Annotated in this window: 12 protein-coding genes and 1 pseudogene; 10 read left to right on the top strand and 3 right to left on the bottom strand. The window is 70.1% G+C overall.

All coding sequences use genetic code 11. From position 1 onward, the window contains the following. Positions 1-6: 6 nt before the first annotated feature. Positions 7-1,065, bottom strand: coding sequence for a LacI family DNA-binding transcriptional regulator (locus CEK68_RS00755; RefSeq protein ID WP_152238234.1), 1,059 nt, complete (start codon positions 1,063-1,065; stop codon positions 7-9). Positions 1,066-1,191: 126 nt separating this feature from the next. On the opposite strand from CEK68_RS00755, the gene CEK68_RS00750 reads away from it, so the two are divergent. From CEK68_RS00750 to CEK68_RS21150, 6 genes and pseudogenes are all read left to right on the top strand, one after another. Then, the gene (locus CEK68_RS00750) at positions 1,192-3,318 is read left to right on the top strand and encodes an alpha-glucuronidase family glycosyl hydrolase (protein WP_152238261.1); all 2,127 of its coding nucleotides are present in this window, start codon (positions 1,192-1,194) and stop codon (positions 3,316-3,318) included. Further along, the gene (locus CEK68_RS00745; protein WP_152238233.1) at positions 3,315-5,294 is read left to right on the top strand and encodes a sialate O-acetylesterase; all 1,980 of its coding nucleotides are present in this window, start codon (positions 3,315-3,317) and stop codon (positions 5,292-5,294) included. The genes CEK68_RS00750 and CEK68_RS00745 overlap by 4 nt, the downstream gene beginning before the upstream one ends. After that, positions 5,294-6,985, top strand: coding sequence for a glycoside hydrolase family 43 protein (locus CEK68_RS00740; protein ID WP_152238232.1), 1,692 nt, complete (start codon positions 5,294-5,296; stop codon positions 6,983-6,985). The genes CEK68_RS00745 and CEK68_RS00740 overlap by 1 nt, the downstream gene beginning before the upstream one ends. After that, on the top strand, positions 6,985-9,690 hold the full coding sequence (locus tag CEK68_RS00735; RefSeq protein ID WP_226977712.1) for a glycoside hydrolase family 3 protein: 2,706 nt from the start codon (positions 6,985-6,987) through the stop codon (positions 9,688-9,690). Before CEK68_RS00740 ends, CEK68_RS00735 begins: the two co-directional genes overlap by 1 nt. Further along, a pseudogene (locus CEK68_RS21155) lies at positions 9,683-11,173 on the top strand (MFS transporter); the annotation flags it as partial. The gene CEK68_RS00735 and the pseudogene CEK68_RS21155, both read left to right, overlap by 8 nt. Continuing rightward, positions 11,147-12,163 (top strand): glycoside hydrolase family 43 protein, encoded by a 1,017-nt coding sequence (locus CEK68_RS21150; protein WP_338420241.1) that lies wholly within the window; start codon positions 11,147-11,149, stop codon positions 12,161-12,163. The pseudogene CEK68_RS21155 and the gene CEK68_RS21150, both read left to right, overlap by 27 nt. Positions 12,164-12,674: 511 nt before the next feature. On the opposite strand, the gene CEK68_RS00725 is transcribed toward CEK68_RS21150, so the two are convergent. Together CEK68_RS00725 and CEK68_RS00720 are read right to left on the bottom strand one after the other, a co-directional pair. After that, entirely contained in the window at positions 12,675-13,778 is a 1,104-nt protein-coding gene (locus CEK68_RS00725) for a dipeptide epimerase (RefSeq protein WP_152238230.1), read from the bottom strand. Beyond that, complete coding sequence (locus CEK68_RS00720) at positions 13,775-15,169, bottom strand: SH3 domain-containing protein (protein ID WP_152238229.1); 1,395 nt, start codon at positions 15,167-15,169, stop codon at positions 13,775-13,777. Before CEK68_RS00720 ends, CEK68_RS00725 begins: the two co-directional genes overlap by 4 nt. 342 nt (positions 15,170-15,511) lie before the next feature. On the opposite strand from CEK68_RS00720, the gene CEK68_RS00710 reads away from it, so the two are divergent. The 4 genes from CEK68_RS00710 to CEK68_RS00695 all read left to right on the top strand — a co-directional run bounded on the left by CEK68_RS00710 (position 15,512) and on the right by CEK68_RS00695 (position 21,395). After that, a complete protein-coding gene (locus CEK68_RS00710; protein WP_226977711.1) occupies positions 15,512-18,298 on the top strand; it encodes a TonB-dependent receptor in 2,787 nt (928 codons plus the stop codon). 86 nt (positions 18,299-18,384) lie between these two features. Next, positions 18,385-19,185 (top strand): N-acetylmuramoyl-L-alanine amidase, encoded by an 801-nt coding sequence (locus CEK68_RS00705; protein WP_152238227.1) that lies wholly within the window; start codon positions 18,385-18,387, stop codon positions 19,183-19,185. A 113-nt stretch (positions 19,186-19,298) separates the two neighbouring features. Beyond that, complete coding sequence (locus tag CEK68_RS00700) at positions 19,299-20,228, top strand: hypothetical protein (RefSeq protein ID WP_152238226.1); 930 nt, start codon at positions 19,299-19,301, stop codon at positions 20,226-20,228. Positions 20,229-20,612: 384 nt separating this feature from the next. Continuing rightward, positions 20,613-21,395 (top strand): hypothetical protein, encoded by a 783-nt coding sequence (locus CEK68_RS00695; protein WP_017910732.1) that lies wholly within the window; start codon positions 20,613-20,615, stop codon positions 21,393-21,395. Positions 21,396-21,446 lie beyond the last annotated feature (51 nt).

Below are 21,446 nucleotides of genomic sequence, written 5' to 3'. Positions count from 1 at the left end.
GCTGCGCTAGCGCCCCTTGGGCGGGCTGGCGACCGAACCGCGCAGCACCAGCCGGTGCGGGACCACGTGGTCACTGGACATGCGTGCGTCGTCGCGCTTGCGGCGGATGCTGCGCAGCAGGATGTCGATGGCGGCATCGGCCATCGAGGCGATCGGTTGGTGGATGGTGGTGAGCTCCGGCCACACGGTGGTGGCGGCCGAGGTGTCGTCGAAGCCGACCACCGACAGGTCGCGCGGCACTTCCAGGCCGCGCCGGTGCGCGACGGAGATCGCCGCCGCGCCCATGTCGTCGTTGCTGGCGAAGATCGCGGTCGGCGGCCGCCGGTGCGACAGCAGCTTTTCGGCGGCGGCCAACCCCGAGCGGTAGGTGTAGTCGCCCTGCTGGACCAGGCCGGGTTCGACCTTCAGCCCGGCCTCCTGCAGCGCGGTGACGAAGCCCTCGTAGCGCCGCGCACTGGCGCTGAGGTCCTGGCGCCCACGGATGAAGCCGATGCGCCGGTGGCCGTGCTGGATCAGGTGTTCGGCCATCTCCTTGCCGGCATGGAAGTCGTCGATGCGCACGCAGGAGATCGCGTCGCTGAGGCGCCCGGCGGCGATCGCGATCACCGGGATGCCGGCCTTCACCAGTTCGCTCACCGCCGCCTGCGATTCGCACAACGGCGGCGGCAGGATCACGCCATCCACGCGCCCGCCCAGGGCACGCGCGGCCTTGCGCTCGGCATCGGGGTCCAGGTCTTCCCAGTAGTGGATGACCAACTGGATGGCGGCGTTGGAGGCGACGCGCAGCAGGCCGACCAGCAGCTCGCGCAGGTAGGCGCCGCTGGGATTGGTGTAGATCAGGGCGATGCGGGTGTGCTGCGCGGCGGCCAGCGAACTGGCCGCCAGGTTGGGCGTGTAGCCCAGTTCGCGCACCGCGCGCATCACGCGCTCGCGGGTGGCATCGCGTACCTTGCCCTGGTTGATCGCGCGCGACACGGTCATCGGCGAAACCCCGGCCAAGGCCGCCACCTCGTCGATCGTCACCCCGCTGGTCTTGCGGCGGACCGCTTTCTTCGGCTTGTCCAAAACGCGTTCCCTTTGTTGTTCCTGACGCTGCTGCGCCGCGGGTACGCCGTCAGCTTACAAGGTTTGCTGGCGGCGCTTGGGTGCCGTCCGCATGTCATGCGGTGTCAGTGGGTGGCATGCGCTGCCATGGTGCTGATGGTCTGCGCGGGCAGCCTGCGCGCGGAGGACGGCGCAGCGCTGTGGCTGCGTTACCTGCCCTCGCAAGGCGCCGCACGTGCGGATGGCGCCGCCCGCCTGGACGAGGTGGTGGCGCCGGCGCGGACGCCGACGCAGCGTGTGGCGCGAGACGAACTGGTGCGTGGCCTCACCGGCCTGCTGGGGCGTGCCCCGGCGACGCGTGCGGCCGCAAGCGGCGATCACGCGGTGGTGCTGGGCACGCCGCAGTCGTCGCCAGCGCTCGCGCCGTTCCGCGAGGAGATCGCGTCGTTGGGCGAGGAGGGTTACCTGCTCAAGCGCACCCGCATCGACGGGCACGCGGTGGTGCTGGTGGCGGCACGCCAGGACATCGGTGTGCTGTATGGCGTGTTCCATCTGCTGCGCCTGCTGCAGACCGGCGCGTCGCTCGACGCGCTCGCGGTGCGCGAGTCGCCACGGATCCGGCTGCGCGTGCTCGACCATTGGGACGACCTGGACGGCCACGTCGAGCGCGGCTATGCGGGCCGCTCGCTGTGGGACTGGCAGAGCCTGCCGGAATGGCGCGACCCGCGTTACACCGACTACGCGCGCGCCAATGCCTCGATCGGCATCAACGGCACCGTGCTCAACAATGTCAACGCGAATGCGCAGAGCCTGGCGCCGGCCTACCTCGACAAGGCGGCGGCGCTGGCGGACGTGTTCCGGCCCTACGGCATCCGCGTCTACCTGAGCGCACGCTTCAGCGCGCCCATCGAACTGGGGGGATTGAACACCGCCGATCCACGCGACCCGGCCGTGCAGCGCTGGTGGCGCGATAAGGCCGACGAGATCTATGCGCGCATTCCGGATTTCGGCGGCTTCCTGGTCAAGGCCAATTCGGAAGGTCAGCCCGGCCCGCAGGACTATGGCCGCTCGCATGCCGACGGCGCCAACCTGCTGGCCGATGCGCTGGCGCCGCACGGCGGCGTGGTGATGTGGCGGGCCTTCGTCTACGCCCACGACGTGCCGGTGGACCGCGCCATGCAGGCCTACACCGAGTTCGTCGGCCTCGACGGCGCCTTCCGCCCGAACGTGATCGTGCAGGTCAAGAACGGGCCCATCGATTTCCAGCCGCGCGAGCCCTTCCATCCGCTGTTCGGCGCCATGCCGCGCACGCCGCTGATGCTGGAAGTGCAGATCACCAAGGAGTATCTGGGCTTCGCCACGCACCTGGTCTACCTGGGGCCGCTGTACGAGGAAGTGCTGCAGTCCGACACCCATGCCCGCGGCGCGGGATCCACGGTGGCGGACGTGGTGGATGGCACATTGGAAGGCCATGTCCTGACCGGCATCGCCGGCGTCGCCAACATCGGCAACGACCGCACCTGGAGCGGCTCGCACTTCGACCAGGCCAACTGGTACGCCTTCGGCCGCCTGGCCTGGAATCCGCACCAATCCGCCCGCGCCATCGCCGAGGACTGGGCGGCAATGACGTTCTCGCCGGCGCCCGAGGTGGTGCAGCCCATCGTCGGGATGATGATGGGCTCGCGCGAGGCGGCGGTGAACTACATGACCCCGCTGGGCCTGCACCACCTGATGGCGCGCGGCCACCACTACGGCCCCGGCCCCTGGGTGGACGGCGGCCCGCGCGCGGACTGGACGGCGGTGTACTACCACCGCGCCGACCGCGATGGCATCGGTTTCGATCGCACTGCGCATGGCAGCAATGCGGTGAGCCAGTACGCGCCGGACGTGGCGGCCGTGTATGGCGACCCGGCGCGGGTGCCCGAGTCGCTGCTGCTGTGGTTCCACCACGTGCCGTGGGACCACCGCATGGCCTCCGGACGACCGTTGTGGGACGAACTGGTCGGCCGCTATACGCAAGGCGTGCGTCAGGTGCAGGCCATGCAGGCCACCTGGGATGGGCTGCGCGGCAAGGTGGATGCCGAGCGGCACGCGCAGGTGGCGGCGTTCCTGCGCATCCAGCTGCGCGAAGCGCAGTGGTGGCGCGATGCCAGCGTGGCGTATTTCCAGTCGCTGAGCGGGCGGCCGTTGCCTGCAGGCGAAGCCGCGCCACCGCACCCGTTGGCCTGGTACCAGGCCCTGCAGTTTCCCTCCGCACCGGGAGATGGACGATGAAGCCGACCACGTGGACGGGCTGGTTGCTGGCGGCGGCCTTGGGGTGCAGCGCCACGCCCTGCGTGGCGCAGGACGCGGTGCCGCCGCTGTTGCATGCGCTGTTTCAGGATCACGCCGTGCTGCAGCGCGACCGGCCGATGCCGGTGTGGGGGAACGCCGCACCGGGTGCCACGGTGTCGGTGACCTTCGCCCGGCAGACCGTCAGCGCACGCGCCGATGCTGGCGGCCACTGGCGTGCCATGCTGAAGCCGGTCGCCGCGGGCGGTCCTTACGACATGACGGTGCGCGCGGGACAGGCGCGGCAGGTCGTGCGCGATGTGCTGGTGGGCGATGTGTGGCTGTGTTCCGGGCAGTCGAACATGGAGCTGCCGGTATGGCGCGCGCTGGATGCGAGCCGCGAACTGGCCGCGGCCGCCCAGCCCAGCATCCGTCTGTTCACCGTGCCCAAGGCCGCGGCGGTCGCGCCGCAGGATGCGTTCCCTGCTGCGGTCGCATGGCAACCCGCGGCACCGGACACGGTGCGGGAATTTTCGGCCGCGTGCTTCTACTTCGCGCGGGAGCTGCAGAAGACGGTCAAGGTGCCGATGGGGCTGATCCAGGCGGCCTGGGGCGGTGCGCGGATCGAGGCCTGGACCAGCGCCGACGCCCTGCGTGCGCAGGGTGGCATGGACGAGGCGCTGGACGTGCTGGCGCTGTCTGCCGCCGACCGCATCGCGGCGAGCGCGCGCTGGGGCCGGCACTGGCAGCAGTGGTGGACCACGCGCGCCGGTGCCAAGCCGGCCGATACGCCGTGGCAGCCCGGTGCGGACCGCACCGGGTGGCAGGACGCGCCGGCGGCACTCGGCGCATGGGAGCGCTGGGGCGTGCCCGCGCTCGCCGACTACAACGGCATGGTCTGGTACCGCACGCAGGTCACCCTGACCGCCGCGCAGGCGGCGCAGGGCGCACGGCTGGTGCTGGGGCCGGTCGACGAGACCGACATGACCTGGGTCAACGGCGTGGCCGTGGGCAGCCAGAACGCGCCGAGCGATCCACGCCGGTATGCGCTTGCGCCCGGCCTGTTGAAGGCGGGCAGCAACACGGTGGTCGTCAACGTGCTGGACACCTACGGCGAGGGCGGACTGGCAGGCCCCGCCAGTGCGCATGCCGTCGAATTGGCCGATGGCACGCGCGTCGTCCTGGATCGGCATTGGCAGTACCGGGTCGCGCCCGATCCGCAGTCACCGCCGCTGGCGCCGTGGCATGCGGCCTCCGGTATGTCGACGCTGTACAACGGCATGATCGCGCCGCTGGGGCGTTACGGGCTGCGCGGCATGCTGTGGTACCAGGGCGAATCCAACACCGGCGACGGCGCGGCCTATGCGATGCGGTTGCGTGGCTTGCGCGACGACTGGCGCCGGCAATTCGGTGCAAAGATGCCGCTGCTGGTGGTGCAGCTCGCCGGTTACGGCCTGCCGCCGCAGGCCCCGATGGAAAGCGGCTGGGCGCAGGTGCGCGAGGCGCAGCGCCGCGTGGCGGCCGAAGACCCGCACAGCGGCATCGCGGTGGCCATCGACATCGGCGATGCCTACGACATCCATCCGCCGAACAAGCAGGAACTGGGACGGCGCCTGGCGCGGGCGGCGCGCCACGTGGTCTACGGCGAACGCGCGCTGGCGCCGTCCGGCCCGATCCCCCGCACGGCAACGCGCACGCAGGGCGGAGTGCGCATCGTGTTCGACGACGTCGACGGCAGCCTGGTCACGACCGGGGCGAGCGGCCCCATCGGCTTCGAGCTCTGCGATGCCCAGGCGCAGCGCTGTACCTATGCCGATGCCGCGCTGGACGGGCGCGCCGTCGTCCTGCGCAGTCCCCAGGCCGTCGCCGCTGCGCGCGTGCGCTACTGCTGGGCCGATGGCCCGATCTGCACGCTGCGCGACCGTTCCGGTGCGCCGGCAGGACCGTTCGAACTCGCACTGTCCGAAGGAGTTCCCTGATGCGCCCGTTGCTCGCCACGGCCGTCCTGCTGTTGTCCGCTGCGCTGCAACCGCTGTGGGCGGCACCTGCGCCACCGGTCTACTTCGACTGGTTCGACTACGCCGGGCGCGACGCGGCCTTCGAGGCGCCCTTGCCTGCCGGGCATTACCGCAACCCGATCCTGGCCGGCTTCCACGCCGACCCGAGCATCGTCCGCGCGAACGGGCGGTTCTATCTGGTCAATTCCAGCTTCACCTACTTCCCGGGCATCCCGGTGTTCGAGAGCGTCGATCTGGTGCACTGGAAACAGATCGGCAACGTGATCGACCGGCCGACGCAACTGGATTTCGATGGCCTGAGCGTGTCGCGCGGCATCTTCGCGCCGGCCATTTCCTATCACGACGGGGTGTTCTACGTGGTCACCACCGCCGTGGACAGCGGCGGCAACTTCATCGCCACCGCGCGCGATCCCGCAGGGCCCTGGTCGGACCCGCACTGGTTGCCGGGCATCGGCGGCATCGATCCGTCGCTGTTCTTCGATGCCGACGGCCGCGTCTACCTGCTCAACAACGACGCGCCGCCCGGCGCGCCGCGCTACGAGGGCCACCGCGCGATCTGGATGCAGCAACTCGACCTGGCGAGCTTCACCCCGGTGGGGCCGCGCAAGGTGCTGATCGATGGCGGCGTCGAGCCGGCAAAGAATCCGATCTGGATCGAGGGGCCGCATCTGTATCGACGGGACGGCTGGTACTACCTGTCCGATGCCGAGGGCGGCACCGGACCGCAGCATTCGCAGGTGGTGCTGCGCAGCCGCGACGTGTGGGGGCCTTACCAGCCGTATGCGGGCAATCCGATCCTCACCCAGCGCGACCTGCCTAATGCTCGGCCGCTGCCGATCGCCAATGCCGGGCATGCGGACCTGGTGGAAGGGCCCGACGGTTCCTGGTGGGCGGTGTTCCTGGCCAGCCGCACCTACGACGTGCGCCACTACAACACCGGGCGCGAGACCTACCTCCTGCCGGTGCAGTGGCGCGACGGCTGGCCGGTGATTCTGCCGGCCGGGCAGGCCATTCCCTATGCGGTCAAGGCGCCGTCGTGGATGCAGGGCGAGGCGTCGCAGGCGCCGTCCACCGGCAACTTCGTCGAGCGCGATGAGTTCGATGCGCCGACGCTTGGCCGCGGCTGGTTGCGCGTGCGCGTGCCCAGGCAGGACTGGGCGGACCTGCGCACGCGTCCGGGCAGCCTGGCCGTGCATCCGCTGCCGGAGAATCTGGACACCTTGCGCAACCCCGCGTTCCTGGGGCGCCGCCAGCAGCATTTGCGGTTCGAGGCCAGCACCGCGCTGACCCGGCCGGCGGCGGGCGCGGCGGCGGGGCTTGCGGCGTTCCAGAACGAGGATTGGTGGTACTTCCTTGGCGTGCGCCGCGTGGGCCGCGATCGCGTGGCGGTCTTCCTCGAAGCGCGCGCGGGCAAGGGCGCAACCAGGACGCTGGTCAGCCGCGAGCTGGACGCGTCCAGCGCGCTGCGCCTGAAGATCTCCGGTGACGAAGGGAAATATGCGTTCGCCTTCGACACCGGCACGGGGCAAGGCTGGCAGACCCTCGCCGACGACGTCGACGGGACGGTATTGAGTACGGATCGTGCAGGCGGCTTCGTGGGCGCCCTGCTCGGTCCTTTCGCGCGCGACGAGCGCGCCTTGAGGAGCAAATGATGACGCGCAGGTCTTCCTTTCGCAGCGGTGTTCGTGGCCGCCTGTTCCGTACGCTGGCCCTGTGCGCCGCCACCGCGCTGGCCGGTGTGGGCCATGCCGCCGACGCCGTCGACGCCAAGCCGTGGCAGGATACCTCGGCCAGCTTCGAGGCCCGGGCGGCGGCGCTGGTCGCGCAGATGACGCTGGAGGAAAAAGCGGCGCAGATGCAGAACGCCGCGCCGGCGATCGAGCGCCTGGGCGTGCCGGCCTACGACTGGTGGAACGAGGCGCTGCACGGTGTGGCGCGAGCGGGGCAGGCCACCGTGTTTCCGCAGGCCATCGGGCTGGCCGCCACCTTCGACGTGCCGTTGATGGGGCAGGTGGCCAGCACCATCAGCGACGAGGCGCGCGCCAAGCACCACCAGTTCCTGCGCGAAGGCGCGCATGGCCGTTACCAGGGGCTGACCTTCTGGTCGCCGAACATCAACATCTTCCGCGACCCGCGCTGGGGCCGCGGCCAGGAAACCTACGGCGAGGATCCCTACCTCACCGCGCGCATGGGCGTGGCCTTCGTGCAGGGATTGCAGGGCGACGACCCGGTGTACCGCAAGCTCGATGCCACCGCCAAGCATTTCGCCGTGCACAGCGGCCCGGAGGCCGACCGTCACCACTTCGACGCGCGCCCCAGCAAGCGCGACCTCTACGACACCTACCTGCCGGCGTTCGAGGCGCTGGTGAAGGAGGGCCAGGTGGATGCGGTGATGGGCGCCTACAACCGGGTGTACGGCGAGTCCGCCAGCGCCAGCCAGTTCCTGTTGCGCGACGTGCTGCGCCGCGACTGGGGCTTCACCGGCTACGTGGTGTCGGACTGCTGGGCCATCGTCGATATCTGGAAGCATCACCATCTTGCGCCCAGCCGCGAGGCCGCCGCGGCGCTCGCGGTCAGGAACGGCACCGAACTGGAGTGCGGCCAGGAGTACGCCACGCTGCCGGCGGCGGTACGCCAGGGGCTGATCGGCGAAGCGGAGATCGACGATGCGGTGACGCGCCTGTTCGCCGCGCGCATGCGACTGGGCATGTTCGACCCGCCCGAGCGCGTGCGCTGGGCGCGGATTCCGGCGTCGGTGAACCAGGCGCCCGCGCACGATGCGCTGGCCCTGCAGGCCGCGCAGGAATCGCTGGTGCTGCTGAAGAACGATGGCGTGCTGCCGCTCTCGCGCAAGCTCAAGCGCATCGCCGTGGTCGGCCCGACCGCCGACGACACCATGGCCTTGCTCGGCAACTACTTCGGCACGCCGGCGGCGCCGGTGACGATCCTGCAGGGCATCCGCGACGCGGCCAAGGGCATCGAGGTGCGCTATGCGCGCGGCGTGGATCTGGTCGAAGGGCGCGACGATCCGGGCGCCACGCCGCTGATCGAGCCGACGTATCTGCGGCCCTCGGCGGATTCGCCGGAACGCGGCCTGCGCGGCGAATATTTCCGCACGCCCGATCTATCGGGGACGCCGGCGCTGGTGCGCACCGACGCGCAGATCGGCTTCCGCTGGGATCGCGGCTCGCCGACCGACAACCTGCTGGCGCGTGGCGAAGCGGGGCCGGGGCAGGGCATTCCCAACGATCATTTCAGCATCCGCTGGAGCGGCCAGCTGCTGCCGCCGGTCTCGGGCCGCTACCGGATCGAGGCGGCCGCCGACGATGGCTTCCGCCTCTATCTGGACGGCAAACTGGTGCTGGATCACTGGACCGACAGCGACCGCATGCGCGCCGACGGCGTGGACCTGGCGCTGCAGGCGGGCCGCGCCTATGCGGTGAAGCTGGAGTACTACGACGCCGAGCGCGACGCGGGCGTGCGCCTGGGCTGGCGCATGCCCGGGGCGAAGCCGCCGTTCGACGAGGCACTGGATGCCGCGCGCAACGCCGATGTGGTGGTGTTCGTCGGCGGGCTGACCGGCGATGTCGAGGGCGAAGAGATGAAGGTGGACTACCCGGGCTTCGCCGGCGGCGACCGCACCGACCTGCGCCTGCCCGCGCCGCAGCGCGCCTTGCTGGAAGCGCTGCACGCCACCGGCAAGCCGGTGGTAATGGTGCTGACCGGCGGCTCGGCGCTGGCGGTGGAGTGGGCGCAGGCGCATCTGCCGGCGATCCTGATGAGCTGGTATCCGGGGCAGCGCGGCGGCACCGCGGTGGGCCAGGCGCTGTTCGGCGAGGTCAATCCCGCGGGTCGCCTGCCGGTGACGTTCTACAGGGCGGATCAGGCGCTGCCGGCCTTCGACGATTACGCGATGGAAGGCCGCACCTACCGCTACTTCCGCGGCACGCCGCTGTATCCGTTCGGCCACGGGCTGTCGTATACGCGCTTCGACTACGGCAAGCTGCGCGTGGATGCGCCGCGCATCGCCGACGACGGACGCCTCAAGGTGCAGGTGGAGGTGGCCAACACCGGCAAGCGCGCCGGCGACGAAGTCGCGCAGCTGTACGTGCGGCGGCTGGCGGCCGCGCCGGGCGATGCGCAGCAAACGCTGCGCGGTTTCCAGCGTGTGCACCTCGCCCCTGGCGAACGCCGGACCCTGACGTTCGAACTGGACGCACAGCAGGCGCTGCGCCAGTACGACGAGGCGCGCGGCACCTACGTCGTGCCGGCAGGAAGCTACGAAGTACGGATCGGCGGTTCAAGCGCCGATGCCCGCGTGCGTGCGCGCTTCACCGTGGAGGCGCGCCGTGACTGAGGCCCGCAGTGCGGAGACCGCCGCGCACACGCTATCGGTGCGGGAGAAGCTGGGCTACAGCCTGGGCGACCTGGCGGCGAACCTGATCTTCCAGACGCTGATCACCTACCTGGCGTTCTTCTACACGGACGTGTATCGATTGCCGGCCGCCACGGCGGCGACGATCATCTTCGTGATCGGCCTGCTGGGCGCGTTCGTGTTCACCCCGCTGATCGGCATCGCCGCCGATCGCACGGCCACCCGCTGGGGCAAGTTCCGACCCTGGATCCTGTGGACGGCGATCCCGTTCGGCGTGCTGTCGCTGCTCGCCTTCAGCACGCCGGAGCTGGGAGCACGCGGCAAGGTCGTCTACGCGTTGACCACCTATGGCCTGCTGATGCTGGTGTACGCGGCCAACAACCTGCCGTACTCGGCGCTCAGCGGCGTGCTCACCGGCAACATGGCTCAGCGCAACAGCCTGTCGGCCTACCGCTTCGTGGCGGTGATGATCGCGCAGTTCATCATCCAGGCGCTGCTGTTGCCGCTGGTGCTGATCCTGGGTGACGGCGACAACGTGCGCGGCTTCGAGCGCCTGATGACGGTGTTCGCGGTGTTGGGCACGCTGTTCTTCCTGATCACCTTCGCTACCACCCGCGAGCGCATCGTCCCGGCCAAGGAACAGAGCGCCGGCGTGCTGCAGGACCTGACCGACCTGCTGCACAACCGGCCGTGGAAGGTGATGCTGGCGCTGACCGTGCTGGTCTTCGTCAACCTGGCGCTGAAGGGCGGCACCTACATCTACTACTTCCAGTACTACCTGAGCGAGGCCGCGCTGGCGGGCTTTCTCGAAACCTCCGGCTTCAACGGCTTCATCGGCGGTGTGAATGCGCTGCTCGGCGGCTGGGGATTGTCCGGCTTCACCTGGCCGCAGGATGCTGCGACCTCGGCGTTCAGCCTGTTCAATGCGTGCGGCATCCTGTGCATGATCCTGGGCATCGGCTTCTCGCGGCGACTGGCCGACCGCTTCGGCAAGCGCGATGCCTTTGGCGGCGCGCTGCTGGTCTCCACTCTGTTTCTGCTGGTGTTCTACGTCCTGCCGCCCACTGCGATCGGCGTGGCCTTCGGCGCCTTCATGCTGCACGGCTTCTGCTACGGCATCACCATCCCCTTGCTGTGGGCGATGATCGCCGACGTCGCCGACTACTCCGAGTGGAAAAACCATCGCCGCGCCACCGCGATCATCTTCTCGGCGATGCTGTGCGGGCTGAAGATCGGACTCAGCATCGGCGGCGCGCTGGTCGCCGGCATCCTCGCGCACCACGGCTACCAGGCGGGCGCGCCGCAGCAGCCGCAGGCGGTGGTGGACGGCATCCGCCTGACCGTGAGCGTCTACAGCGCCCTCCCGTTCCTGGTCGCGGTGGCGCTGCTGTGCTTTTACCGGATCGACAAGCGCATGGAACGTCGCATCGAACACGACCTGCAGGCGCGGCGCCAGGGCAGCGACCTCGACCATCTCGCGGCGCACGCCGTCTCGCAACCGCTGGTCACCCACATCTACACGGCCGATCCGTCGGCCCATGTGTTCGAGGGGCGCCTGTACATCTATCCATCGCACGACATCGACAGCGGCGCGCCGTTCGACGACGAAGGCGGCCACTTCGGCATGGAGGACTACCACGTGCTGCGTATGGACACGCCCGACGGAGCGGCCACCGACTGCGGCGTCGCCCTGCATGTGCGCGACGTGCCTTGGGCCAGCCGGCAGATGTGGGCGCCGGACGCGGCCAGCCGCGACGGTCGCTATTACCTGTACTTCCCCGCCAAGGACGCGCACGGCCTGTTCCGCATCGGCGTGGCGGTAGCCGATCGTCCGGAAGGCCCGTTCGCCGCCGAACCCGAGCCGATCGCGGGCACCTATTCGATCGACCCGGCCGTGTTCGAGGACGACGACGGCGCGCACTACCTGTGCTTCGGCGGCATCTGGGGCGGGCAGTTGCAGAAGTACCGCGACGACCGCTTCGATGCGACGCACGTCGAGCCTGAGGGCGATGCGCCGGCACTGGGTCCGCGCATCGCCCGGCTGGACGCGGGCATGACCCAGCTGGCGGAGCGCACACGCGAAATCGTCATCCTCGACGAGCACGGCCGGCCGCTGCGTGCCGACGACCACGCGCGCCGCTTCTTCGAGGGACCGTGGCTGCACAAGGACCAGGGCCGGTATTACCTGTCGTATTCCACCGGCGACACGCATCTGCTGTGCTATGCCACCGGCGACAGTCCGTATGGCCCGTTCACCTATCGCGGCGTGCTGTTGAAGCCGGTAGTGGGTTGGACCACGCACCACTCCGTCTGCAGGTTTGAAGGCCGGTGGTACCTGTTCTATCACGATGCCCTGTTGTCCGGCGGCGTGACTCACCTGCGCTCGGTCAAGTGCACGCCGCTGCACGTCGAGCCGGACGGGAGCATTCGCACGGTCGATCCCTATGGTGGCTGAAAGGCCGTGGTCTAGTGACACTGCGCCGCCTGCGGAGTTGGCGGGCGGCGCATTGGCCTCCTCTAGGCGTCGGCTGTCATGCAGCCGAGGCGAGCGAAGTGCTATGCGTTCCGATGGCGCGATGCGTCGGGACTGAAGTCCCTCCCACAGTGCACTCGATGGGTTCCCCGCGAGCCCCTGTGGGAGCGACTTCGGTCGCGACGAGTGAAGCCATCCAATAACAGATTGCGACAGCAGTCGGGACTGAAGTCCCTCCCACCGTGCACCCGGCAGGCTCGCCGTAAGCCCCTGTGGGAGCGACTTCGGTCGCAACGAGTGAAGCCATCCAATAACAGATTGCGACAGCAGTCGGGACTGAAGTCCCTCCCACCGTGCACCCGGCAGGCTCCCCGCAAGCTCCTGTGGGAGCGACTTCGGTCGCGACGAGTGAAGTCATCCAATCACCGATTGCAACGGCAGTCGGGACTGAAGTCCCTCCCACAATTGCGACAGCCAGCCATGCGCGGCGCCATTACACCGATCGCGGCAACAGCTCCAACCCGTGGATCTCGCGAATCCCCAGCCCCGGCGCCTCGCCGATGCGGATCTGCGCCTCATCGAACTGCACCCCGCCCACCACCGGGTCGAACGCGCCCAGCGACGGCCCGTCCAGGTCCACCTTGGTGATGACGTCCGCGCGGGCCACCGCCAGGTGCGCCGCTGCGGCCACACCGATGCTCGATTCGAGCATGCAGCCGATCATGCATGGCACCCCATACACCGCGGCGATGTCGGCGATGCGCAGCGCGTTGGACAGGCCGCCGGCCTTGACCAGCTTGATGTTGACGATGTCCGCCGCGCGCTGCTGCAGCAACGCGATCGCCTGCGCCGGCGAGAACACGCTTTCGTCGGCCATTACCGGGGTCTGCACGCGCTCGGTCACGTACTGCAGGCCGTCCACGTCGCCGGCCTTGACCGGCTGCTCCAGCAGTTCCAGCGTGACCCCGGCATGTTCCAGTGCGTGCATCGCCTGCACCGCCTGCTTCGGCGTCCAGCCCTGGTTGGCGTCCAGCCGCAGTTGCGCGCGATCGCCGACCGCGGCATGGATCGCCTTGACCCGTGCGATGTCCTCGGCGAGATCGGTGCCGATCTTGATCTTCAGTGCCACGAAGCCGCGCGCCAGCGCCGACAGTGCGTCGGCCACCATCGTGTCCACGGCATTCACGCTGATGGTGAGGTCGGTGGTGAGGTGTGGCGTGCCACCGCCAAGCAGCTGGTACAGCGGCGCACCATGCAGCTGCGCCCACAGGTCGTGCACGGCGACCTCCAGCGCCGCCTTGGCGCTGCTGTTGTGTTCCAGCGCGCCCTGGATCAGGCCGCGCAGGCGCTGCAGGTCGGCGATGTCCTCGCCGATCAGGCGCGGTGCCAGGCAGCGCTCGATCGCCGCGATGATCGCTCCATGGGTGTCGCCGGTGATCGGCGGCGTGGCCGGGGCGCTGCCATGGCCGATCCGGCCATCGTCGGTGTGGACCATGACCACCACGTCCTCGATCGCCTGCACGGTGCGCAGCGCGGTCTTGAACGGGGTCTTTAGCGGCACGCGCAGCATGCCCAGGCGGATCTCGGTGATCTTCATTCGGCGGTCGGCGCGCGCAGGCGCTGGATGCGGGTGATGCGGTCGATGAAGGGCGTGCCGTCGCCGAGCAGCAGCGGTTCCAGCGGGGTCACCGACACACCGTTGAGGCGCACGCGCTGCACCTGCCCGGCGGCGTCGCGGTAGCTGGCGCCGGCCACATCGTGGATCACCCAGGTCTGGCCGTCTTCGTGGCCGATCACCAGCATCACGTGGCCGGGGATGTAGACCAGGTCGCCGACGCGCAGTTGCGCCAATGCCTGCCGTCGCTGCGGCAGCGGGTCGGTCACGGTGTAGGGCACGGGTGCAAGCGCCGGGCTGCGCGCCTGGTCGCCGGTGTTGCGCGGCAGGTCGATGCCGAGGCTGCGGTGCAGGTCGACGACGAAGCCGCTGCAATCGCGCGCGTCGTAACTGTTGCCCCAGCCGTAGCGCTCGCCGAGAAACTTGAACGCCTGCTGCAGCAGCATCTGCGGCGTGGCCGGCAGCGGCGCCTCGGCGACGTCGGCGCTGCGCGGTATCAGCGCCGGCACCAGTTGCAGGCGTCCGTCGCGGTCGCGCAGCGGCAGCTGCACCACGTAGGCGGCCAGCGGCGATTGGCCGTTGACCACGTTCTGCGGCGGCCAGTCGCGCAGCAACGGCAGCGCGCTGCCCATGTCCAGTGCCACCTGCGAGGCGGCCGGCAGGTCCGGGGTGAACACGGTGGCCACGCGCGCACCGGTGACCAGCAGCCGCGGCGTGCGCTGCGCGTACGCCAGCACGCTGGCGCGGTCGCTCTCGGCCACGCGGTCGCGGGCGATCCAGGCAGCGTAGTTGTTCGCCAGCACGAACAGCCACTGGCCATCGGCACTGGCGTGCAGGATCGCCACCGGGCTGCCTGGATACAGCGCCGATTCCTGGAAGCGGTCGATGTCGCGATCGGCGCGGTCGCTGAACACGCGCTCGGCGGTCGGGAAGCGCCGCAGGTCGGCGCGTTGCACCACCAGCGCGTAACGCGGCTGTACCTGCGCAGGCAGCGCGTCCAGCGCCAGCGCGCGCTGCAGCGCCTGCAATCGCGCGGCGTCCAGTACGCCGCCCTGGCTGTCGTAGAGCGTACGCGTCGGTGGCGCCGACAGCGCCAGGATCTGCGCGCGCACCTGCGCGGCGGGCAGTTGCGTCGGCAGCGCCGTCAGGTCGTGCATCGACGGGTCGTCGCGCAGCAGTCGGGCGTTGAACGCGGCGCGCTGCGTCGCCTCCAGCAGCGGCGGCGACGCCGCCGGCAGCCGCGCGATCCAGTGCGCGGCCTGCAACTGCGCCGGTTGTGCCTGCAGCGGCATGGCCTCGGTGGCGCGTGCCGTGGCGATGGCGCCGCTCGCCGCCGCGGCGAGCAACAGGCACAGGCCGCGCATCGTGATCATGGGAACCCACTGTCTGGAAAGAAGGTCGGCGGATGTCACGCGCCGACGCCAGGATCTTCGATTCCCGGTTTTTTCCTGTCAAGGCGCTGCGTTGACAGGTTTTGCGAGCGCGTGTTACACCCGACTGCACAGGGGGCGCGTGGCGATGGCGCTGGGGAACGTGCACGCACCGCACGGCAGCGCCGCTTCCGCTCGGCAAGATGCAGGAACCCGCAACACGATGGCCGCGTGCCGCGCACGGGTCATCGCCGTGTGCGTGGACGCCAGGGACAGGCGCTCGGCCGTGGCCGCGCCCGCGGCGTTCGCGCCATCCACCCGCGCCAGCAGGAGAGCCGCGTGCCCATGCGAATCGTTCGTCGTCCTTTTCCCTTGCGGCCCGTGCGCGTGGCGCTGGCCGCGCTGACGACGCTGGTCGCGGCCTTGCCGGCCGCGGCGCAGGAACAGGCGGCGACGCCGCGCGATCTCGATGCGGTGCTGGTCACCGGCTCGCGCATCGCTCGCGCGCAGGTGGAAGGCCCGGCGCCGGTCACCGTCATCACCGCCGAGGACATCCGCAAGCAGGGCTTCGCCACGGTGTGGGAATCGCTGGGCACGCTGACCCAGTTCAGCGGTAGCACGTTCAACGAGAGCGACCAGACCGGCAGTTCGCCCAACGGCCAGTACCTCAACCTGCGCGGGCTGGGGCCGGGCTACCAGCTGATCCTGCTCAACGGCAAGCGCATGGCCGATTATCCGCAGTCCTACGGCGCCAACGGCACCGCGGTCAGCCTGGGCAGCATTCCGGCGGCGGCGGTGGAGCGCATCGAAGTGATGAGCGGCGGCGCCTCGGCCATCTACGGCTCCGACGCGGTCGCCGGCGTGGTCAACATCATCACCAAGCGCGATTTCCAGGGCGACAGCCTGCGCGTGCGTGCCGGCACCACCACCCGCGGCGGCGGCGATAGCGGGCAACTGCAGTGGACCGGCGGGCGCCGCGGCGACGGCTGGAGTGTCACCTACGCCTTCGAGCGGCTGGATCGCGAACCCATCGTCGCCCGCCAGCGCGACTTCATGGATTCCTACGACGACCATCCGGCCAACAAGGCCGATCCCAGCTCGCCCAACGTGTCCATCTCCGGCGTGTATCTGCGCCGCGGCACCACCTATCTGTGGCCGCAGGCGGGCACGCTGTCGACCTCGCCGCAGGCGCTGGCCGCGGCCTGCGCCGCGACCAATCCGGCGTTCCGTCCGTACCGCACCAGCGACAGCCTGGCCGCGCCCAACCGCTGCGGCGCGTTCGACTACTACGCCGGGCGCTCGGTGCAGAACGGCTACGGCAAGACCTCGGCCTACCTGGCCGGCGATGCCGAACTCGGCCACGACGTGGTCGCCTATGCGCAACTGCTGGCCAACCGCTCGCAGGACAAGAGTTCCAGCCAGACCCACTACTACATCGGCGAAGGCGCGTTCACCGCCTACGATCCGGACCTGGGGCTGGTCACCGCGCAGCGCATCTTCCTGCCGGACGAGGTCGGCGGCATCAAGACCATCGACTACGACGAGCGCAGCTGGAACCTCAACGCTGGCGTGCGCGGCAAGGCCTTCGGCGGGCGCTTCGACTGGGATGCCAGCGTGTCGCTGTCGCGCTACGACATCACCACGCGGCGCCCGCGCTTCCTGACTAACGCGGTGCGCGATTACTACTTCGGGCCGGTGCTGGGCTATCGGCCGGACGGCACCGAAATCCGCCGTGTGCGCCCGGACCGGCTGTTTGCGCCCGGCAGCCCGGTGCTGTACCAGCAGCTCACCACCGAGGTGGTCAGCCGCGGCGAATCGGCCACCGACCAGGCGCAGTTCGTGGTCAGCGGCGACCTGTTCGAGCTGCCGGCGGGCATGGTGCAGATCGCCGCCGTGCTGGAAGCGGCGCGACAGACCTACGACCTGCAGCCCGACCCGCGCACCACCGTCGACTACACCGGCAGCGAGCGCATCTACAACCTCACCCAGACCCCCGGCGGCGGCCCGCGCAAGCGCTACGCGGCCGGCCTGGAGCTGCGCGTGCCGATCGCCAGCCGGCTCAGCGCCACCCTGGCCGCGCGCTACGACGCCTACGACGACATCACCGCGGTCGATGGCGCGGCCACCTGGCAGGCCGGCCTGGAGTGGCGCCCGTTCGACACCCTGCTGCTGCGCGGCAGCCACGCCACCAGCTTCCGCGCGCCTGACCTGCTGTGGATCTACGCCGGCACCAGCGCCAACAATCCCACCGTGGTCGACGAATACCTGTGCCGCCGCGACGGTCTGGATCCGTTGTCGGCGGCCTGCGCGAGCGCGCACGAGTATCAGACCTTCTCCACCCAGGCCTCCAACCCGCTGCTGCGCGAGGAGACCGGCAAGTCGACCACGCTCGGCGCGGTGTGGGATGCGCTGCCGGCGCTGTCGCTGAGCGTCGATTACTACCGCATCGAACTCAAGGGCCGGGTCGAGGCCATTTCCAGCGAAACCCTGCTGGAAAACAACGCCAACTGCCTGCTCGGCCGCGACCGCGCCGGCGCCGCGGTGGACACCGCCTCGGCGGCCTGCCGCTTCTACCTGGACGCGGTCACACGCAGCCCCGGCACCGACCTGACCAGCGAAGGCCAGATCACCGCGTTCAAGACCTTCCCCATCAACCAGTCGCTGATGCGCACCGACGGCATCGACGCCAGCCTGCGCTACGACCTCGACCTCGGCGCCTGGGGCACGCTCGGCCTGCAGGGCGGCCTGACCCGGGTGCTGCGGATGGAGGTGGCTCAGTTCGCCGGCGCGCGCCCGGTGGACGTGATGAACGACGTCGACTACCTGGCGTTCCGCACGCGCAGCAACTGGCGTGCGAACTGGAACCGCGGCGACTGGTCGGCCAGCGTGTACGGCTACCGCTACGGCTCGCGGCCCGACTACGCCGAGCGCGGCCGGGTGGCACCCTACCTGGTGTGGAACCTTGACCTCGCCAAGCAGATCACCGACAAGGCGACCATCGGCCTGAGCGTGCTCAACGTGTTCGACGCGCTGCACCCGCGCGACGACACCTACACCACCTGGCCGTACTTCCCGCGGGTGTACAGCGCGATCGGCCGGCAGTGGTACGTCAACTTCAACTACCGCTTCTGAGTGCGCGCCGGTGAGCGTCGGCCGTCCCTGCACGCCGTCGCCGCGCCGATTGCGTACGCTTGTGCGTCGCCGACCAGGATGTGTCCATGACCCGCGTTCCCGTGCCGTCCCCATCCGCCGTGCGCCGGCTGCTGCTGCTGGGCGCGCTGGCCTTGCTCGGGGCCTGCGCGCACGCGCCGCAGCGCAATCCGCTGGCCACCTGGGTGCCGTCGCCGAACTACGACGCGCGCCGGCCGATCCTGATCGTCATCCATTACACCGACCAGCACTCGGTGCAGCAGAGCCTGGACACGCTGCGCTCGCACAACAGCAAGGGCAAGGTCAGCGCCCACTACCTGATCGGCCGCGACGGCACGCGCTACCAACTGGTCGCCGACCAGGACCGCGCCTGGCACGGCGGCGCCGGGCGCTGGGGCACCATCACCGACATCAACTCCGCCTCGATCGGCATCGAACTGGACAACGACGGCAAGACCCCGTTCGCACCGCAACAGATCGACAGCCTGCTGGTGCTGCTCGAGGACCTGTGCACGCGCCTGCGCATCCCGCGCACCCAGGTGGTCGGCCACGAGGACTTCGCGCCCTCGCGCAAGGTCGACCCAGGCCCGCTGTTTCCGTGGAAGCGACTGGCCGACGCCGGCTTCGGCCGCTGGCCGGCCGCCGACACGCCGCCGGCCCCGCCCGGCTTCGATCCGTGGCAGGCGCTGGCGCTGATCGGCTATCCGGTCGACGACCGGGCGGCGACCCTGCGCGCCTTCCACCACCACTACCGCGGCAACGACGCCACCGCCTTCGACGCCGAAGACCTGCGCATCCTGTACGCGCTGACCCAGCCGCTGCTGGCGCGCCCGCAGCCGGTGCCGGCGATGGAGCCGGACGCGCCCTGAGCCGGGGCGCTGCGGCCTGGGCGCCGGTCCCGGCGGCGTGCACGCCTGTCACTTGGCGTCGCCGCGGTTCTTGGTAGCATCGCGCGCCAACGGACTCCAAAGGACGCAGTGCGATGAGGCGAGGAACCACGGCCCTGTGGGCGGCAACCTTCCTGCTGTTGGGCGGGTGCAAGGACAAGGCCGCCGATGCGCCGGCCGCGGCGCAGACCCCGGCGACGGCGAGCGCGCCCGCATCCGCCGCACCCGCCGACGCGAGCGCCGCGGCGCAGCCGGCCGCCGCCGAGGTGCCGGCGCCGGGCCAGGTGCTGGCCGACATCTACGGCGCCAAGGGCGACGGCTCGGCGTCTTACGCCATCGACAACGGCGCGGTGGCCAGCTTCTGGTACGGCTATCGCTTCGACCTCGGCGGCAAGCAGTACTACACCGGTTTCGCCAATGCCACCGGCGGCAAGTACGCCAAGCCCGGGGACCCGGCCGGCGACCAGGACCTGCCCGACCCGGCCGCGACCGTCAGCATCAGCCAGGCCACCTACGTGCTCGACAGCGCCGGCGGCAAGCCGGCCTGGACCCTGTTCCACGCGCAGCGCTGGGCCGGCGACTTCGGCTCCGACGGCAAGGCCGACACCCTGGACGAGCAGCGCAAGCCGCAGAGCACCGAGACCAAGGATGGCCACCTGCTGCTGGCGCTGCCGACCACCCGCTTTGCCGACGGCATCACCAGTGCCGGCTTCGCGGTGTTCACCTTCGACCCGAACAAGAACGATCTCGGCGACTACAAGGGCTGGGTCTACCTGGGCACGGTCGCCGCCGGCGAGGACAACAGTGCCGCGTGCGACGACCAGGGCACCATGAGATGCGCCACCAGCACCGGCACGCTGAGCTTCGTGCCGCCGGCCAGCGGCAATGTGCCGTCGCTGCGGATCGCCCTGCAGGGCACGGCGGTGGAAGGGCCGGGCAAGGTGCGCACGCTGGGCCCCGCCGACGCCGTCACCTACACCTACGACGCCGCCAAGCAGCACTACACCCCGCCGCTGGACCGCTGAACGGACGGCGCGCGGATGTGACGCGGCGCGCGCGGCAGCGGTGGTTTCGGGCGTAGGACCTGGTTTAAGATGCGCCCCACGGGGCCTGATGATCAGGCGAGTCATTCGCGAGCGGCATGGGATGCTGCACTCGCCCGAAATGCCGGCGTGGATTGCCGGCGTGCGGTTCGCCATGCGCGACCGCCATCACCGCCCCTGCTCGGGGCCGGCGTGCACGTCACCTTGTTCCGTCCGAAGCTGCGCCTGCGGGGAGTGTGCTCTCCGTGCAGCGCGCCGCGTCCGCGTCGTGCGCCGCCTGCGTCACGCCGGCCGCGGTAGCGGGGCGCATCGGAATGTGCAGGTGGGTTCTTCCGGCTTCTTCACCGAATACAGGATGTTCTGGACATGTCGAACGACAACAAGCGCGCCGCTCCCGAAGTGCCACCCGATGCGGGCAGCGTGCTGTACCTGATCTACGGCTGGGACGGCGATGGCGCCGTGTCCTACGAGATCGACAACGGTGCCGTGGTGAATTTCTGGGGCGGCCGGCATTTCGAGCTGGACGGCAAGCAGTACTACACCGGTTTCAGTTACGCCACGCCGGGCCGGTACGGCATCGACGATGCGGAAACCTTCCCGAACCCCGGCGAGGGCGTCTCGCTCGGTGCCGCGACCTTCCAGCTGACCACCCCGGGCGGCGAGCGGCCGTGGATGGTGCTGCATGCGCAGCGTTACGTCGGCAGCTTCGGCGCCTACGCGCGCGCCGATGCGTTCGATACCACCCGCGCGCCGCAGCAGCATGCGCTGGGCGATGGCCGGTTGCTGCTGGCCGTGCCGACCACCCGCTTCGAAAACGGCATCACCGAAGCCGGTTTCGCCATGTTCGTGTTCGATCCGAACCGGCACGACCTCGGCGATTACCGCAGCTGGGTCTACTGCGGCACGGTGGCGGCCGGCGAGGACAACGAGGCGGCCAGCGACCCGGACGGCGTGGTGCCGCACGTGTCCAGCACCGGCGCTCTGGAATTCCAGGCGGTGCCCGGCCAGCACATGCCGGCGCTGCGGGTGGCGCTGCACGGCACCGCGATCGCCGGTCCCGGCCGCGCGCGCCTGCTCGATGGCAGCGACGTCCTGCAGTACGCCTACGACCCGGACAGCGGCCAGTATCAGCCGACGCCCGTCGCATGACTCCACGGCGCGCGGCGGCGCGCCGGTGACGCAGCACCCGATGTTCCGCAG

It is taken from the genome of Xanthomonas sp. LMG 12461 (genome assembly GCF_009192935.1).
GTDB lineage: Bacteria > Pseudomonadota > Gammaproteobacteria > Xanthomonadales > Xanthomonadaceae > Xanthomonas_A > Xanthomonas_A sontii.
This window is presented reverse-complemented; position numbering and strand designations above follow the sequence as displayed.